Source organism: bacterium SCSIO 12741, from assembly GCA_024398055.1.
In the GTDB taxonomy this organism is placed as follows: Bacteria; Bacteroidota; Bacteroidia; order Flavobacteriales_G; family Salibacteraceae; genus SCSIO-12741.
Genome location: CP073749.1, coordinates 2,171,793 through 2,190,971, shown reverse-complemented (window position 1 = coordinate 2,190,971; position 19,179 = coordinate 2,171,793). Strand labels below are relative to the sequence as shown.

Below are 19,179 nucleotides of genomic sequence, written 5' to 3'. Positions count from 1 at the left end.
TAGTTATGAAACACCTTTTATCTGCCGCGATTTTATTCGTATTCTCAACCAGCCTGTTCGCCCAGACCCCAATTGTTCTGGATAGTTCGGACGTTTATACACCAAGCACAGAGTTTGACATTATCCGAGGGAGCAACCCCTCAGTAGCCTCCGTTTCTGGTACGGCAAACCACACCTGGGACTTTTCTTCCATTTTAGCGGACTCTACCTTTAAGGTGAGTATTCGTAAGGTAAACACCACTATGTATCCTGAAGACACTGCTTTTCCAGGAGCCAACGTGGTTATGGATAACCCGGTTGACGGAACCATTTACTTTAATAAAAGCAAAGACTCCCTGATCATCGATGGAGTTAGAAATCTTCCCTTCGTGGCTGGAGTGAACATGGACATGAATTTTGACCCGGATGTTAAAATGATCGAGTTCCCGTTCACCTATCAGGATGCTGAAACCAGCGTAACTTTGATTGACACCGTCGTAGATACCAACATTGTGATCTACAGCAAAATTCGCATCGACGGAGATCTTGGGTTTATTTCCACGGTTGAAGGATGGGGAAAATTGATCACCCCTCAAAAGACGTATGACGTGCTCAAGGTCTTCACCAAAGAGTACCGCGATCTGGATGTAAATGGTTACAACGCATTAACCGGTCAGTGGACAACCACTCCGATTATCGAGCTTAACGATACTACTTACCGCTACCGCTGGTATGCCAAAGGCGAAAGCTACCCCATTGCCGAAGCTATTGCAGATGCTCCAAACGGAATTGTAACAGAAGTTTACTACAAGTTAACCGATTCTCTTTTTACTTACATCTCAGCATCTAACGATCCGAAATGTTTTGGAGAAAAAACGGGAGATGCCACAGTAAGCGTTCTTGGAGGATCTGGAAATTACACCTATATGTGGAGTGCCTCAGCAGGCAGCCAGGGTACAGCTAAGGCGAGTAATTTGGGTTCAGGTACTCATACCGTAACCGTAAGTGACGTAGTGGCCGGAAAAACTTCTTCTATCAACGTTACTTTGATGGATCCACCTGCTCTTACCCTTACTGTTGATTCTACTAAGGATGAAGGCACAACTCCTAATACTGGAGAAATTCATGTAAAGGCTGGTGGAGGAACTCCTCCTTATCTTTATGACTGGGACAACTCAAGCTCAACCAGCTCAGTAGCCACCGATCTTCCATCTGGAGACAACACGGTGACAATTACTGATAACAACAATTGCCAGAAAGACACCACGATTACTTTAGGATCTCATGTAGGAATTGAAGATAACCGTGCAAACCTTGAAAACTGGAAAATTCTACCACAACCGGCTAAGGACTGGCTTTCTATTCAAGGAATTGAAGGAAGCTTCACCCTTGAGTTATTCAATGTACTTGGAGCTTCAGAAATGGTCATTGAAGCAGAAGCTGGACAGAAAATTGACATTCGCTCTATTGAAAGCGGATTGCACATCGTACTGATCAAACAAAACGGATCAGAACTTATCCAACGATTGGTAATCGAGTAGTACTCGAAACAAAACATAAATGTCTTAACGGCTCTTTCCTCCTGGGAAGGGCCGTTTTTTTTGTGCAGAAGAAAAATTTGGGCAAAAAAAAAGCGGCCTATCCGAAGATGACCGCTTTCCAATTTCGTTTGGGACCTGAGGTACCTCCCGCTTGTGACAAGCACAAACCCTATGCGGGAGGAGGTCCCAACCAACCAATCGTAAATATTATGAAGTAGTTTTAAACTTGCCTAGGACCTTGAGCCCTCCCGGTAATAGGGCGTACACAGGAGGAGGTCCCAACCAACCAATCGTTATAAACTACTTGTTTATTTCAATTTTATCATTCCCATACTGGGAGTATCAAAGAACTATGAGACAAATTTAAAAATATTCTCTTAAAGTTTTGCACAACTTTCTTAATAATTTTTTCACTCTTCCGAAAGCTGCACCAAAACCTGAGGGAGAATATCGTTCAACTTTTCAACCAGGGCAGGGATTTCCGACAAATTCTTCTCCTCTCCAGCAAACTCGTTTAATCGGTAAATATTGTCTTCCAGTTTACCAATTTTCATCATTAGGATGGAAGGTTTAATCTTATGAGCGAAGAATTTCACCTTCTTCCAGTCCTTCTCTTCAAGCCCTTGGTTCAATTGTTCGAGGTAATCTTTGTTGTTGGTTACGAAGAGCTGAATCATCTCTTTCATAAAGGATTCATCATTGCCGGTCATTTCCCGCAACTCATCCAAGTTATACAGTTTGTCCACGTTTAGGTTATTTCGATTCTACCTTCTTTAATCATCCGGTAGATTGTTGATTTACCAATATCGAGTTTTTTTGCCACTACAAGAACGTTATTGTTGTTTTTCTTTAAGTAGTAACGAATCAAGTTCTCATTGTATTCTTTCAACGTGGTTTCCTGCATCATAAACTCAGGTGTGTCTCTGGTAGACTTAAACACCAAAGACTCCTCATCGATCACATTATCATTGGCCATCACCGCAGCCAATTCAATAACTGCCTTTAATTCCCGAACGTTTCCTGGCCAGTGGTAATGCATCATTTTGCTTTGCGCCTCTTTGGTAAAGGTCATCCGGTTCATGCCATTCTCTTTGCAAAACACATCGGCAAAGTATCGCCCGAGGATGATGATGTCATTTTCTCTTTCCCGCAGCGGCGGAAGCTCGATCGGCAGTCCCAAGAGGCGGTAGTAGAGGTCTTCCCTAAAGTTTCCTTTCTTTACCTCTTCAGCCAAATCTCTATGCGTAGCTACAATCACGCGAACATCTAACTTCAAGGTCTGATTACCTCCAATCCGAGTCACCTCTTTCTCCTGAAGTACCCGGAGCAATTTCGCCTGAAGGTTCAGATCGAGCTCACCAATTTCATCGAGGAAAACAGTTCCTCCGTTGGCCTCTTCAAATTTCCCGATTCGCCGGGATTGTGCTCCGGTAAAGGCTCCCTTTTCGTAGCCAAACAACTCACTTTCGATCAACTCCTTCGGTATAGCGGCCATATTGACACTTACCAAAGGTTTCTTCCGTAATTTGGAATTGTAGTGAATGGCCTTGGCCACCAATTCTTTACCTGTACCTGTTTCACCCGTCACCGAAACGGTGATGTTGGTTTTGGTGGCTTTCTCCATCAACTTAAACAACCGCTTTATAGCCGAGCTATGTCCCTTGATGATGGATTCAAAATCGTAATGAGTTTCAATTTCCTGCCTGAGGTGTTCCAACTCTTCTTTCAGGCCAATGTTTTCCTTGAGGTGCCTTAAGGTGTTCCAAAGACGATCGCGGGTCTCTTCATTCTTAACGATGTAATCATAAATTCCTCCACGCAGCAATTTTACCGCTGTGGTAATATCTTCTTGAGCAGAAATGACAATGAGAGAGGTATCCGGTCGTGTTTTTTTAATCCGTTCGATTAAATCCTCGCATTTCATATCAGCGAGACTGTAATCCAAAGTTATCACCCTGGGTGCACCGTCCAGGTTCTTTAGCAAATCGCCTCCACTTTCAAAGACGACTGCCTCAAACTCAGGGTTTAACTCCACGTTATGCTTTAAATAGCGGGCGTAAACTGGATCGTCTTCTACAATGTATATGCGCATTCGAGTGCAAAAATTGGAATTTTTCCCAAAATTAGATAGGATTTTCAACCCAGGGTGAAGTTGAAACCTAATTTGACCATTTATACGACCGTTTCTCCCATTTGTTTGTTCCTGTAAAATAGATCGCCAAGAAATCTGTTTATTCAGTAAATTTGTACTCCCTGATGAAAAAAGGACTTTACATTCTAATCCTACTGATGACCAGCTTTTGCCTGGAGCTCAGCGCTACGCACAACAAGGCGGGTGAAATCACCTATGAGCGTGTTTCGGGGAACACCTACAAAATTCGGATTACTACCTATACGGATCCGATGAGTACCCAGGCTGACCGGTGTGAGTTGGGAATCAAATTTGGGGATGGGCAGGAAGATACCATCGCCCGGGTAAATTCTCCTGGCGGAATTGGCGGATGTAACCCCAACATCAAATGCGATTGTAAGGGTGAAATTCTGGTTCCCGGAAAAATTCAAAAGAACATTTACGAAACCACACATACCTACGCCGGTAATGGAACCTACGTTATAACGATGGGTGACCCTAACCGGGTAAAAGACATTAAAAATATTCCCAGTTCGGTTAATGTGCCTTTCTTTCTAAGAACCACCTTGATTATTTCACCCTTGCTGGGAGTCAACAACTCTCCAAAGCTCACCTTTGCCCCTATCGATGAGGCTTGTGAGTGTAATCCCTTCTACCACAATCCTGGTGCGGTGGATGCTGATGGAGACAGTTTGAGCTACGAACTTTCCGTGTGCTACGGAAAAAATGGTGATCCCATTCCTGGTTATTCCTTTCCTGCTCCAACTTGCCCAAACAATACTTTTTCCATTGATCCGGTTACTGGAACGCTCACTTGGGACGGGCCTGGAGACGATGGGATCTACAATGCCTGTATTCTCGTTCGCGAATGGCGAAGAGATCAAATAACCAATACTTACCGCGAAATAGGAAACGTGCTACGAGATATGCAGATTGAAGTAAACAAATGCTTCAACTCTCCCCCACAGTTTCTTGAAGTTCGAGATACCTGTGTTTTAGCGGGTGACACGCTCCTCACAGAAATCGTGGCCTATGACAACGAAGGCGATCAAATTACACTTTCGGGTTCCGGTGAACCTCTATCCCTACCCTCGAAAAAAGCCATTTTCAATACGGCTGTGAATCGGGATACGGTACGCTCCAATTTTTATTGGGAAACCGCCTGTTCACATATTCGTCCGAGTCAATACCTCATGAATTACAAAGCGGAAGATGGAAACACCGCCACCCCGCTGATCAACTTTATGACCCACAAAATTCGAATTGTGGGACCCGCTCCTAAAAATGTTACGGCCCAAGCCATTCGCAAAAACATCCATCTCAACTGGACACCACCGGTTTGCAACAACGTGGTATCCTATGAAATCTACCGAAAAATCAGTTCAACCGCATGGACGGCCAGCTCATGTGAAATTGGACTTCCTTCTTACTTAGGTTATGATAAAATAGCCACGGTTACCGGAGCCTCTTCTTCGAGCTATATTGACAACAACGATGGCAAAGGCCTGGTACATGGGCAAACCTATTGTTACCGTATTGTTCCCATGTATCCTGAGAACTACCCTGGATATGCATCAGAAGAGGCCTGTGCAGAGCTATCATTCGATGCCCCTATCGTTCGAAGAAATTCGGTGAACATTACCCATTCTAATCAAGGAACCGATTCGATCTTATGGGCAAAGCCAGTTGATATTATATTGGCTGAATGGCCTCCACCCTACCAGGTAAAAATTTATAGTTCAGAAGGACTCAACAGTGCTACGGATTTGGTTTACACCTCTCCTCAATACAATGCCTGGAACGACATTGACACGCATTATTTACTGGAGAACATCAATACCGATAACAAGGCCAATACAGCCATGATCGAACTCTACAGCGAAGATTCTTTAATAGGATCAACCCACGTAGCTTCTTCGGTATTCCTTCGTATTAAGCCGGATGACAGAAAACTTCACCTGCTTTGGGACTACGACGTTCCCTGGAAGAATTATGAGTACCACGTTTTCAAAGAAATCAACGGCACCTTTCAGGTGATTGATACGGTAACTGAACCGGCATACACGGATTCGAATCTGGTGAACGAAAGAGAGTATCGCTACTTTGTTCGAGCCTTTGGAAACTACTCCATTGTAGAGCTACCGGATACCGTATTCAACAATTCTCAAATCGCATTAGGCATTCCCAAGGACACCATTCCTCCATGCCCTCCACGACTCCCGGATATCGACTCCCGTTGTGAATTGTACCAAAACGAATTGACCTGGAATAACCCGAACAAAGACACAAGCTGTCCTCATGTAGATGCGGTATCTTATAACATCTACTTTACTCCGGTTGTAGGCCAACCTTATGAGTTACTGGTTCATATTCCAAACATTGAAGACACCACTATTCTGTTTGACGAATTGACTTCCGTGGCCGGATGTTATGGAATTACCGCCATTGACACCTTTGGAAACGAAAGTGTGCTGTCCGAAAGAGGTTGTGTGGACAATTGTCCGATCTACGAACTACCAAACGTTTTCACTCCGGGCGGAGATGGGCACAACGACTTTTTCCACCCCTTGATGCCCTATCGCTACATTCAAGACATTGATATGGTCATATACAACCGTTGGGGCCAAGTTGTGTTTAAAACTACCGATCCGGATATTAATTGGAGTGGTATCAATCAGGAATCCAATAAGCAATGCCCATCGGGAACCTACTTCTACGTGTGTATTGTCAATGAAATTAGACTTTCCGGCATCCGCCAGCGCGAATTAAAAGGGTTTATTACCCTGGTTAATCAATTGGACTTTGTTCCATCATCTGAATAGTGCATGTTCACTGGTATTATCGAAGACTTGGGTACGGTCAAAAAAATAGTTCCCGAAGGAAGTAACATCCATTTGCATATTAATAGCAAACTCACTCCCGAATTAAAAATTGATCAAAGTGTAGCTCATAATGGAGTGTGTCTTACCGTAGTTTCAATTGATCTGGAAACAGAGGAATATGTGGTTACCGCCATTGATGAAACTTTGGTAAGGTCTAACATTGGTCAATTGAGAATTGGTGATAAAGTGAACTTAGAGCGAAGCCTTGTATACAATGGTAGAATCGACGGTCACATCGTTCAAGGACATGTGGACCTTAAAGGCAGCATTACCGATGTAGAAGAGCTTGATGGCAGCTGGAAGTACACCATCGAGTATGATGCCAATAGTGGTCACGTAACGGTAGAAAAAGGGTCTGCTTGCATCAATGGCGTAAGCCTAACTGTGGTTGACTCCACTCCGGGGTCCTTCTCGGTAGCTATAATTCCGTTTACCCACGAGCATACCACATTCCACACCTTAGTACCAGGAAGTAGCGTTAATCTCGAATTTGATATTCTGGGAAAATACGTAGCGACCTATCTCGATAAGATCAAGGTCAACTACTAAATCGCCTTACAGAGGGATATTTCCGTGCTTTTTCTTCGGTAGATGGTCTACCTTGTTTTTTAGCATTTGAAAGGCTCGAATAAGCTTTTCACGGGTTTCTGATGGACGAATTACTTCATCTACATAGCCTCTTGCCGCTGCGTTGTAAGGATTAGCAAACAACTCAGCGTACTCAGTTTCCTTTTCCTTCCATTTAGCTTCCGAATCTTCGGCACCCTGAATCTCCTTACGGAAGATAATTTCGGCTGCACCTTTGGCTCCCATTACAGCAATTTCTGCCGAAGGCCAAGCGAAGTTCATGTCTGCACCAATGTGCTTGGAATTCATCACATCATAAGCACCTCCGTAGGCCTTACGCGTAATAACTGTAACTCTTGGAACAGTAGCCTCACTAAAAGCATAAAGAAGCTTAGCTCCGTTGGAAATAATGGCATTCCACTCCTGGTCGGTACCCGGTAAAAATCCAGGAACATCTTCAAACACCAAAAGAGGAATATTAAAGCTATCACAGAAACGAACAAATCGTCCTGCTTTGCGAGAAGCTTGAATGTCTAATACTCCAGCCAATACCGCTGGCTGATTGGCTACAATACCGATGGACTGACCAGCGATTCGTGCAAAACCAACAACAATGTTTTCTGCAAAATTTTTGTGAACCTCAAAGAAGGAATCAGTATCGGTCACTTCTTCAATCACCTCACGAATATCATAAGGCTGATTTGGGTTATCTGGAATCACTGAATCCAGGGCTTCGCGCAACTCAGATTCCGGTGCATCATAAGCCACTGATGGAGGCATTTCCTCGCAATTCTGAGGTACGTAAGACAACACCTTTTTAAGTGAATCTAATGCTTCAATTTCGTTTCTGCAGGAAAAGTGAGTGACTCCCGATTTTGTTGAATGAGCAGATGCTCCACCCAATTCTTCGGAAGTAATATCCTCATGGGTTACTGTCTTTACTACGTTAGGTCCGGTAACGAACATGTAAGACGTTCCTTCCACCATGAAAATAAAGTCGGTAAGAGCAGGAGAATAAACCGCTCCACCGGCACATGGCCCCATAATGGATGAAAGCTGTGGAATAACACCTGAGGCACGCGTATTTCGGTAGAAAATATCAGCATAGCCACCCAAGGAAACTACTCCCTCCTGAATACGTGCACCACCTGAATCGTTTAGGCCAATTACGGGCGCACCGTTTTTCATGGCCAAATCCATGATTTTGCAAATCTTCTCAGCATGAGCTTCTGCCAATGACCCCCCATAACGGTGAAGTCTTGAGAAAATACATAGATCAACCTTCCATCGATAGTACCATAACCGGTCACCACACCATCTCCTAAAAACTTCTGCTTGTCCAAGCCAAAGTTGGAAGAGCGATGGGTCACAAACATGCCAATCTCCTGGAAGGATCCTTCGTCAAGTAGAAAATGAATTCTTTCGCGAGCCGTAAGCTTTCCTTTATTATGTTGACTTTCAATTCGCTTTTCGCCTCCCCCTAATTGGGCTTCGGCAATTTTTCTATCCAGTTCTTCGAATTTCTTTTCCACAGCTAATCTTTTTCTTAGTCATCGCCAAAATCAAACTCCCGTTATCGAGAAGTAGATCTGGCCATGAACATTTTCAGGGTTCCAAAAATAAAAAAGACCGCATTGCGTGCGGTCTTCCTTATCATTTTATTTGGCTAAGTGTTATTTCACAATAGTCACCGTACCGAGCTCTTCGTGTCGGTTCTTCTCATCTTTGGCATCACCCGTGATTAATTTCCAGGTGTAAACGCCTACTGGAGCAGACTCGCCGGACTTACCAACGGTTCCATCCCAAGACTCATTGTAGTCTCTGGATTCGAATACCAATCCACCCCAACGGTCATAAACCATTACGTGGTAGAAGTCCAATTCAAATCCAGTTCCAATCGGCTTCCAAACATCGTTTTTGCCATCGCCATTGGGCGTGAAGCTCGTTGGTACGTAGATGTAGAAGTCTGGACGGATCACTAAGTTCATGATTGTATCATCCTTACAACCCAAGTTGTTGATTACATCCAATCTTACCGGATAATTACCTGCTTCACTGGATGGGAAAGTAAACTGGGTATTGCGCTGCATGGCTGTATCCAATCCAGCGAAGTTCCATTGCCATTCTACCAATTTCCCATCAGACTCGTCTCTAAACTTAATTCGAGTATCAAGAAGCGTAGTAGGCTGAGGACTCATGCTGAAGGATGCTGTAGGCACTTCGTATACGTCCATGTAGTTCTTTCTTACTAAGGAATCCACACAACCATCTGTACTGGTTACCACCAATTTCACGTCGTACTTACCACTCTGAGTATAGGTCTTGTCAACACTTCTACAGGTAGTAGCACTGGTTTCATCACCGAAAGACCATTCACATTTTGCTGATGCATTGGTCAGGTTCTGGAACCCTACTGTGAGTGGAGGACATCCAGCGGCAGTATCAGAGCTAAAGTCAACCACCGGTTGTGGCATAACAGCGATAGTCACACTATCCATTACTTCTGGTGTACCACACTCATCGCTTAACATCAAGTAGTAAGTAGTGGTTTTCTCGGGAGAAGCATTCGGCTGTGCAATGAAGGCATTAGACAAGCCAACGAATGGTTGCCACAAGTATTTGTATCCGTCTCCTTTTCCACCCAGGGCCTTAGCCTTAAGCTTGGTGTTGGATCCTTTACAGATAGCAGTGTCATTTGGCATTTCGATGGACAAGGAGTCAAACAAGTTAACCTTCATCAAAAGTCCGTTCGAAGCACAACCGCGGTTGTCAGTTGCATATACCGAGTAGATCGAATTTGCATCCGGACACACATTAGCCACATTGGTTGAACTCACAGATGGAGTCCAGTGGTACTGGTGCTGTGGACTGTTTCCTCCGGTGGAGAACACTTCCAACTTAGCACAAGTAGACACACAAACTGTGGTAGAATCTTGTGGAGTAGTCAACACCATCAATGGTGGTTCAGTTACCGTAATGGCTTTGTTTCCTTTACAACCCTTCTGGTCACGTACAAACACCTGGTAAGTTTTAGCACCTACATGGGTCTTAGTTACCGAGCTATCCAACATGGCGTAGGTAGAATCTGCACCTGAAGTTGGAGGGTAGTAATTGGATCCTGAATCCAGGCTAAAGAAGAACATTCCGTTTCCACCTTTACCCTTGATGTGTAGTTCTGCATCTCCGTATCCATAACAAGTTGGAGCTACATAATCCAGCGAGTCCACAATAAGTTCTGGGATCTCGGTAATGGTAAACGTGGTATCCAATTTACATCCGTTCGCATCGCTTACTTCCATGGAGTAACCGTTGTAGGCAAACAACTTGGTGAAAGCAGAATCCTGAACTACTTGAGGTGGGTGAGTTGCACCCGACCAGGAACCACTCCAGGTATAGGTATACGGCCCTGTTCCACCACTACCTGATGCAATGGCCCAACCATCACCTTGCTTGTAACAGCTGTCGATGAAAGTAGAGAATGAATATTGCAACTGATTCGGCTGAGTCAGGGTATCAAATTCTGGGAAGGCCTTACATCCATTAGCTCCTCGGGCAAAAACGATATACGATCCAGCCGAAAGACCTGTGAATGTTGCACTATTACTCCAGGTTACTCCTGAGTCAATACTGAAAGACAACGGTTGAACACCACCTGTGGCATGCACCGTAATCTGTCCCGTTCCGTTATCATAACACGTTAAGTTCTGCAGTGACACGGAATCGATTACCGGGGCACCTTGATTGTAAAGTACATCAACTGTAGTATCACTCAAACAGCCCATACTATCCTGAACTTGCAAGGTGTAAGTACCAATGGTGAGGCTATTAAAGAGACTATCCGTTGACCAAGTCAATCCACCATCAATGGTAAACAAGTAAGGCTTTACACCACCTGTTGGAGAGAAGGCAATTGATCCTTGACCCGTTTGACAGTTAGGATCGGTAAGAGTTCCATTCGCTTTAACCGAATCTGCAAATACGGTTATACTGTCTACAATCGTACAGCTACAAGTATCCGTGTAAGTCAATTTGATAACCGTAGTTTGGGTCAAAGAAACCTTTGGATTTGGAATACTTGGATCGTTGAACGCAGAAGCAGGTGTCCAGCTAAAAGTGCTTTGACCACATCCAGTAAAGTAAGTAGTATTCAACTGAAGGCTGTCACCAGCACAGATGGCGGTATCGTTTCCGATTTCCAACTCAGCTACTAAAATCTTAATTCCAGCATCATCGCTACACTTTCCAAAAGTATCAGTTACCAATACCGTGAAAGAATCGGTAGAGTTGATCGTTGCTTCTGGATTTTGCAAGGTATCGAAGTTCAATCCAGTTGATGGAGTCCACTTATAGGTAAACTCTTTAGGATCACGTGCCCCACAGTAGCTCACCTGGAAGGTAGGACGATTTAGGTTGTTACTCAAACTCAACATTTGAGAAGTACAAGATGAAAGTGTACCATAGTCAGCCAAACAACTTGGAGCCAATGTTGAAACGTAGGCTACAGATGCATTGCTGGATGAGCCACTTGCTGAGTTATCCCAACATACTTCTACAAGAAGAGAACTATTTCCATCGTAGTTGTAGTTGTTATCGAATGGATGCATATTCCATCCAGCTGCTGGTGTAACGGTTTTCGCATTGAATACAGTTACTGCATTTTGCTCCCAGGAGGTCAAGGTAGTTTTGTTGGCAGGCAAACACTTTAATTTAATGGTATATCCGGCCATAGGCGAAACACCATTGGTACCCACAACATTAAACCCAAGACCATCTATAATACCAGCTCCAATACCCATAGCGCTAAGTTCAGCAGCCGTGTACAAGAATTGCTGACGTGCTTTCACCTGACCACCACCGTAAGGACATGGCCAGTTAGAGGTTCCTGAAGGACCAGAACCGTTTGAGTTTGCTGTAGAAGTGCTTGATTTATGCACCAAGGCACCCGTACATTGATCCACCGTTGATCCACAGCTGGTAGGCATTGCTCCTAGTGATAAGTTTATCTGTGAAGGAGTACCTGGACAAGCCGGGTTTGGATTTGCCGTAGCGATAATACTCTTCGGCATCGGTGGAGTAACATCTACGAAAATAGAGTCTCGTTTTGTACATCCCGAATCCGATATGATTGTAAACGGATAATACTGACCGACTATCGGAGTAACATCTGGATTCGCTATCGAGTCATTCGACAAGGTCGGATTCGCATCCCACTCATAAGTGTAGGTAAAATGCGTGGAGTCCGCTCCTGCGAAAATATTAATCGTGCTATCCCCGAAACAGATCAAGGTGTCTGAGTGTTTCAGCACGTTGTAGTTTCTTGCCGCAACAATTTTGACCGAATCTCGATCCTGACATGCCGAGGCCTTAACACAACCCTCTTTCATGTCTGACCACACCTCCAGGTAGGTCGTTTTCGAGGGGAAGAATCGTATGGTTTTATTCGTATCCGTGGCGTTCGTATCCCCCATATATTGACCCCCCATTGGAGGGAGTCCCCATAAACCGAGGCCCATTGATAGCTCGACCCTCCGGAGGCCACCACCGTGACCGTATCTGCGCCCATACAGACCGCCATATCCGGCCCTGCACTGGTCGCATTCCTCACTTGTATTTCGAATACGGAGAATCCGTTACCTGGGTAGTCACATTTATCGTCATTAAATACGAGGTAGAATATCTTAATCGGGTTATTACCGATGGATGCCGTCCAGGTAAACTTAACCACTGCTTTATTACTCGTGATACTCGTTACGGTCATCTGAGACCCTGGCATTACCTGATCATGATTTGAGTTAAATGCCAGTGTATCACCAATATCCTTATCGTAAATTGTATCCTCAAAACTGAAGGTTGTTCCATTACAAACCTGGAGTTTGTACTTACTTAACCTAATGGCACTTTTCCCTTGAACATTGGAAATACCTGAGGAGTCAATTGGAATGTTATTGTTACAGGTAGCAACCCTAAACTGTACATCACGAAGGGTCTGAGCCTTCCAGGTACCTGTACATCTTTCGTATTCGGTTACCCAGAATGCAACCACCCGTTTACCAGCGGAGGCCGGAGTAAATTCCATCAAACCAGTCTTAGGGTCCAATGTAAAGTTCGCGGCTGGAGCAGTTGCACTAAAGTTACCCGTGTAGTTCGCACATGTAGTAGAATTCTGCATCGCACAATTCAGGGTAAACTTCAAACTATCACCGTCATTATCAATGGTACCAATACCAAATAGTACTTTCTTACCTACACAGGCAGATGGGATAGGTTTTACTTCATCCGCAAAGTCAGGAGCACTGTTGTCGAAGAAATTGAGATTGTCGAATCGAGTTTCAACATACATACCCCCAGAACTGATATTGGAGTTACCGGTATTACGACAACATTGTGGTGTAAAACCTAAAACCCAGTAATTACACTGAGTCAGAGTAATGATTCCTGAGTATTTAAATCGAAGGTATCCTTGAGCGGTACCGTTCCGACAGTTTGATGTAGGAGCAATACCCGGATTTAGAATCTTGTCACAGAGGTCAGACACCTCTTCAGCCACCAATTGATTGGTACCCGTACCGGAAGTAACACCCGAGTAAGGCCCTCCAAAGGGTGAGGGAACTGGAGCCACAAAAGCCAGGTGATTCAACGTATAAGTGGAAGAAGCTCCACCAGTAGAACATTGTCCAGTAACATTTGCCGTGGTTGCCGAATAGTTAATACCCGCACAATCCCGGAATACCGCTACTTCTATATAGTACTGATAAGTACCAGTAGTAGCTCCAGGGCCTACATATTTATACTTAATACTACCCCCAGAAACGTGAGAAGCATTAGCCCCAAATGCGAAAAACAAAAAAGCCACCAATAATAGCAATTGGCCTTTTTGCAAAGATTTAAAAATAAAATTCATAACTCACCCAGTTTTGTTGTTCCGGAAACGGTTGACGGACCGCATTTTCCGGGCGATAAATATACCTAGAGAAGGACGAAAAAAAAAACGCCCCTTTACGGAGCGTTTTTTCTGATTCACCAAGTTAATCTACCGGTTTATTCTTTTTCTCTGATCAGAGTAATAGTTCCTTTCTCTTTAATGATGGTTTGATCCAGGTCTCTGATTTTGAGTTCGATGACATAGAAGTAGGTTCCGTCAGTTTGTGGAGCACCTGCTTGGTTATCTCCTTTCCAGATCGGATCTTCTAAGGTCAACTTCTTCACTCTTCTTCCCCAGCGGTCGTAGATAAAACCTTCGATGCTGTAGAAGTCACGCTTAAACCATTCCTTCATCACCTCTTCTCCATCGGCACAGTAGCAGGTAGCTACTCCATTGCTGTTGGGTCCACATGGGCAGTCTTCTGCTGCTGGAGTGATGATCGACCACCAGTCGTTCATGCCATCACCAAAGTCTTCACCCTTTTTCGCTGGGGTAAATACGTTCGGGAATTTAGGCTTAACGCGCTGATCAATGTCCATATCGATTTTTATACTGTCTCTACAGCCAGCATCGTTTACAGCGACCAACCATACATCGTAGGCTCCAAACAAATCGTACTTCACTTTCAACTCTGATTCAGGACCAGGGTGAGAAGTATAACGTCCGTGTGGGTCATACTCATCCCAACGTGATAGGGTATCTGCTGTTCCAAAGTATGGACCTGATGCAGTGTACCACTCAAAGTATCCGCCTCCGGATGAGGTGATGGTAGTATCTCCGTAGTTGCCTTGCTCGGTGATGTTTACATAAGTAACTTCTTCACCGATAAACTTCTTGTCTACCCCTGCTGGATTGGTTCTGATATCCGCATTTGGATTACCATAAACCTTGTAAGGAATATTCTGGAATCCTCTACCATCCACGCGGCTTACACATCCTGTGATGGTATCTACATAGCGGGCAAACACATAGTGCAATCCATTGCTGTTATCCAATCCTGGATATTCGAAAGTAGATCCGGTATCATCTGGAAGAGTAGACAGTGTATCTACATACCACTCAACGATCAATCCGGCTGGAGCATCTTTTACAAACAATCCCTGAATGCTATCCCCTTGACAGAACACAAAACGCTCTTCCACTTCTGGTAGCTCAATTTGTGCACGGTGGATCACCTTGGCTGAGTCAAAGGACAAACAGCCATACTCAGGGTGATTGGTCCGGTAGCGAACAGCAAACTGATACTTGATCGTACGCTCCTGTCCGGCAGGAATCTGACATGGACGGAATCGAGCAATGTGAGGAAGTGGCATCCATGAACCTCCATCCCAGAAGTTAAAGGCTAAATCTTCTATCGCATTCGGCCATCCTGAACTGGCTTTGTCGCCATAGCTCAACAGAATGTCGTTTCCGGGAATACCCAACTTGGTATCTCCTGTTCCTCCGATATTGATCCCTTTGGCAATTAAGAACTGGAAGGTATCCGTTCTAATCTTGTTTGCCTGGATATCACAGAAGTCGTTACAGTAGTACATGTCCAGAATATCAATCTCCGGTGCTTCTACAACCGTGATTGGAATAGTGGCGCTGTTTCCACAGAATCCAGTTTTCTCAATCTTCAAGGTATAGCTACCCGTAGTTCCAAACAAAGCAGGATCAATCACACCACGTTGGGCGTCGATAATGGCGTTTGGCACTTCCAAACAACTCCAGATTCCACCTTTTCCTTCTACATCTACCGTATCAATGACTGGGTTACTCAAACAGAAGGAGTAGTCCAGATAAGGTATACCGTTGTGTAAAATACCGTTGTAGGTCGTATCCCAACCTGGGTGTACAGGTAACTCAAAGGTATCGGTGTTCCAACAGCCTTTGAATACAGTGTAGGTAAATACGGCTGTATCTACTTTACCACCCGAGGTGTTAAACTTAGTTCCATCGATGAAGTAAGTCATCTTTCCATTGGCATCTGGAATGGAGTCAACTCCATATCCTTTAAAGTATCCACCTGGAGTCTTGGCAATCAACTGCTGAACGGTAGTATCCTTCCACAGAGCACACAAGCTATCCGGAGTTAACAATCCGGCATCTGGTTTTCCAACAATCGTTACCAGGTTACTATCCTTATTGGCACAAGCGTCTCCGGTTACTTCATAAACTACCCAGAAAGTTCCTGTACCGGATACTTTAGGGTCCCAAAGTCCAAGTGTATTGTTAATGATACCAGCTCCTGACCAGTTACCACCTGGGGTAGTAATGTTCCAAGGAGTTGGAGAGGTCAACTGAACGTATCCATTGTCAATACAGTGAGGATCTGTAGTATCAGGCTTAACATCGTATTGGCTAACCACATCAACTAACACATCTAATGTATCGTGACATACTTGGTAAGCTGAGTCAGTAATGATTACTCGGTAAACTCCAGTTGTAGCCAAAGAAGCGTTAGCAACTGCAGAGTCTTGGTTTGTAGCTCCTACAAAACCACCATTTGGTTTTGGGTTCCAATCGAAAGAGAACAAGCTGGAACGCATTCCTGAACAAGCACCAAACTGAGTTCTTGGAATCGTTTGTTGTGGGAATCCAGGAGACATAGCTCCGTTGCTACAAGCAGCAGGTCTCCAGTTAAACTGCTGGAAGTAGTAACCAGATGCGTTGTAGGTAACCGGATCGAAAGTCATTTCGTGGTGACCTGCATACCCATTTTGGTTTTGCCAGCACACTTCAACGATAATGTTCGAATTTCCATCCCAGTTGTACTGGTTGTCAAATACGTGAGTATTCCATCCAACTGTAGGAATTACAGCTTTAGGAGAGAATACTTCAAACAATTGCTGATTCACAAAGTTTGTTCCAACCAATTCATTTTGACTGATACAACCCATCTTAATAGTAAAGTTGTTGAATGGAGTGTACTGTGGACTACCTGGAGATCCGTAGATCTTGGTAATCTCCCAAGCGATGGACGAAATAGGTCCAGCTTCCATTCCACGGGCTTTCAAATCAGCTGCCAGGTAAATGAACTGAGCCTTAGCCGATGGGTTATCACTACCGTATACTACCGGTAGGTTATTGGAGTTAGCACCGTTCTTCAAAGAACCGTTACCACCAATATTAAAGTTTTTCGTTGTCCCTTGACATTTGTACTGAACCGTTCCACAAGGACCGTAGTTAATACTTCCTTTATCTACCCAAAGGTCAATAGTCTTCTGCAAACAGATCAAGGTATCGGAAACTTTAGCTTCCATATTGTCAGGGAATGGATCCGTTACCGAAACCTTCACTTGTGATTCACGAACACAACCTGAATCTGATTCAACAAGAACAGTAAATGTAGTATCGTGTGTTACTCCAGAGAATGTTGGATTCTGCAAAGTATCGTAGTTCAAGAAACTTGATGGGGTCCACTTGTAAGTATAATTCATGGTTGAGCGTGAAGGAGTCACACCCAATTGTCCAGAACCAGGGTTACACAAGAACAAGTCTGGAACAACTTTATTCGAGAAGCTATCTACTACAGTAATTAGAGTAGTATCTGTTTTCTTACAAGCCAAGGCTACCAAACATCCCAAAATCAAATCTGATTCTACACTAAGTACAGTTGTTTTAGTAGGCTTAAAGAGTGCCGTTCTATTGGTATCCTGATTAGTAGTATCAGGAAAGAAGTTCACACCTGTAAGAAGTGGGTCTCCACTAAGGGACTTCCAATCGTATTTACGACCTCCGTAAGCTAAGAGGTTAACGTCATCACCAATACAGATAACTTGATCGGGTCCAGCATTTGTTGCATTCCGAACCTGAATCTCAAAAGCAGAGAATCCATTACCAGGATAATCACATTTGTTATCATCAAAAGAGATGAAGAAAGACTTTACAGGGTTTTCACCAATAACAGCAGTCCAAGTGTGAGTTACAACTGCTTCGTTTCTTTTCAGGAAAGTGATGGTTTGCGTTGCACCAGGCAACACACGATCCACGTTCGTCTCAAAATAAAGTGAGTCAGGATCTGGATCTCGAATCGTATCTGACCAAGAGAATGTTTCCCCTTGACAAACCTCGATTGCATAACGTCCAATCTTCTGAGCATTACCAATTAAGTTGGAAACCCCACTGACGTCTTTTGGTACTTTATTGGTACATCCCTTAACCCGGAACTGAACCTCACGTAGAGTCTGTCCTTTTAGTCTACCAGTACAACGCTCATACTCCTGAACCCAGAAAGCCACCAGGAACGTTCCTTGAGTAGTAGGCTTAAAGGAGATCAAACCAGTTTTACCATCCAGGGTAATACCAGTAATAGGAGATTGACAGGTATATGGGTTTCTTGGTGTTGCGTTTGTGGTTTGAGTATTGGAAGGACAGGCAAAAACGTAAGCCAAACTGTCACCTCCAAAGGCTGTATCCGATGTGCCCAGTCCGTAGAACACGTCCTGGCCCACACAAGCGGAAGGCATCGGTTTCACCTCATCGGCAAAGTGCGGCGCACTATTTACCGGGAAGTCTAACGTATTGAAAAAGGTTCGTAGGTAAGCTGTGGATGCCGTAAAGTTTGCCATGGCATTTCGACAACACTGTGTAAGCGTTCCAAATTCCCAACTATTACATGGCCCCAGCGTAACAATTCCTTCGTACGTATATAACTCGTATCCATCCGGTCCGGTGGTGGAGTTACAACGAGAAGCTTTGTTTCGACAAACGTCAGATACATCCTTGGCACCATTGTTGGCAGGACGTTCTCCAGGTTTAGAAACATAATTTACTTTATTCAGGGTATAGGTCTGGGTAGCACCCGAAGAGGTACATCTCGCCGTTACCACCTGGGTATTGGCACCATAACTAATCCCGGAACAGTCACGAATAATTCCGACGGTAATTTTATACTGATGGGTACCCGGCTGTGCACCTGGACCAACATAAGTATACTTGATACTACCACCCGATACGTGAGAGGCATTTAGGTCCGGAGTAAAGGCCAGGAGGGCGAATATTCCGAACAAGATTCCTACGATTTTTTTCATAGCTTACGTATTTGCATTAGTTTACTCAACCAAAATGACGAACCTTTTATATAAGGGTTGCCTATTTTTTTAAACTTTTTTCAAGCCTGCTAAAATAACATTTTTTAGTAATCGATTTTTAGCTCGCCAATCGCCCCAACAT

8 protein-coding genes and 1 pseudogene are annotated in these 19,179 nt (G+C 44.1%); 3 read left to right on the top strand and 6 right to left on the bottom strand.

Annotation, left to right across the window (positions count from 1 at the left end; genetic code table 11):
* The first annotated feature begins 5 nt into the window (after window positions 1-5).
* Entirely contained in the window at window positions 6-1,520 is a 1,515-nt protein-coding gene (locus KFE98_09230; GenBank protein UTW64300.1) for a hypothetical protein, read from the top strand.
* 410 nt (window positions 1,521-1,930) lie between these two features.
* On the opposite strand, the gene KFE98_09225 is transcribed toward KFE98_09230, so the two are convergent.
* A complete protein-coding gene (locus KFE98_09225; protein ID UTW64299.1) occupies window positions 1,931-2,266 on the bottom strand; it encodes an Hpt domain-containing protein in 336 nt (111 codons plus the stop codon).
* A 2-nt stretch (window positions 2,267-2,268) separates the two neighbouring features.
* Window positions 2,269-3,612 carry a sigma-54-dependent Fis family transcriptional regulator gene (locus KFE98_09220; protein ID UTW64298.1) on the bottom strand — a complete coding sequence of 448 codons (1,344 nt, stop codon included), beginning with the start codon at window positions 3,610-3,612 and terminating at the stop codon, window positions 2,269-2,271.
* Between the two features lie 164 nt (window positions 3,613-3,776).
* Here KFE98_09220 and KFE98_09215 point away from each other — a divergent pair, with 164 nt between their 5' ends.
* The gene (locus KFE98_09215; protein UTW64297.1) at window positions 3,777-6,473 is read left to right on the top strand and encodes a gliding motility-associated C-terminal domain-containing protein; all 2,697 of its coding nucleotides are present in this window, start codon (window positions 3,777-3,779) and stop codon (window positions 6,471-6,473) included.
* 3 nt (window positions 6,474-6,476) lie between these two features.
* Entirely contained in the window at window positions 6,477-7,082 is a 606-nt protein-coding gene (locus KFE98_09210; GenBank protein ID UTW64296.1) for a riboflavin synthase, read from the top strand.
* A gap of 6 nt (window positions 7,083-7,088) precedes the next feature.
* On the opposite strand, the pseudogene KFE98_09205 reads toward KFE98_09210, so the two are convergent.
* The 4 genes and pseudogenes from KFE98_09205 to KFE98_09190 all read right to left on the bottom strand — a co-directional run bounded on the left by KFE98_09205 (window position 7,089) and on the right by KFE98_09190 (window position 19,037).
* Window positions 7,089-8,632: pseudogene (locus KFE98_09205) on the bottom strand (acyl-CoA carboxylase subunit beta).
* A gap of 141 nt (window positions 8,633-8,773) precedes the next feature.
* The gene (locus tag KFE98_09200) at window positions 8,774-12,568 is read right to left on the bottom strand and encodes a gliding motility-associated C-terminal domain-containing protein (GenBank protein UTW64295.1); all 3,795 of its coding nucleotides are present in this window, start codon (window positions 12,566-12,568) and stop codon (window positions 8,774-8,776) included.
* Window positions 12,481-14,001: a hypothetical protein gene (locus KFE98_09195; GenBank protein ID UTW64294.1), complete on the bottom strand. Its 1,521-nt coding sequence runs from the start codon at window positions 13,999-14,001 to the stop codon at window positions 12,481-12,483. The genes KFE98_09200 and KFE98_09195 overlap by 88 nt, the downstream gene beginning before the upstream one ends.
* Before the next feature lie 137 nt (window positions 14,002-14,138).
* Entirely contained in the window at window positions 14,139-19,037 is a 4,899-nt protein-coding gene (locus KFE98_09190; GenBank protein UTW64293.1) for a gliding motility-associated C-terminal domain-containing protein, read from the bottom strand.
* Window positions 19,038-19,179: the final 142 nt, after the last annotated feature.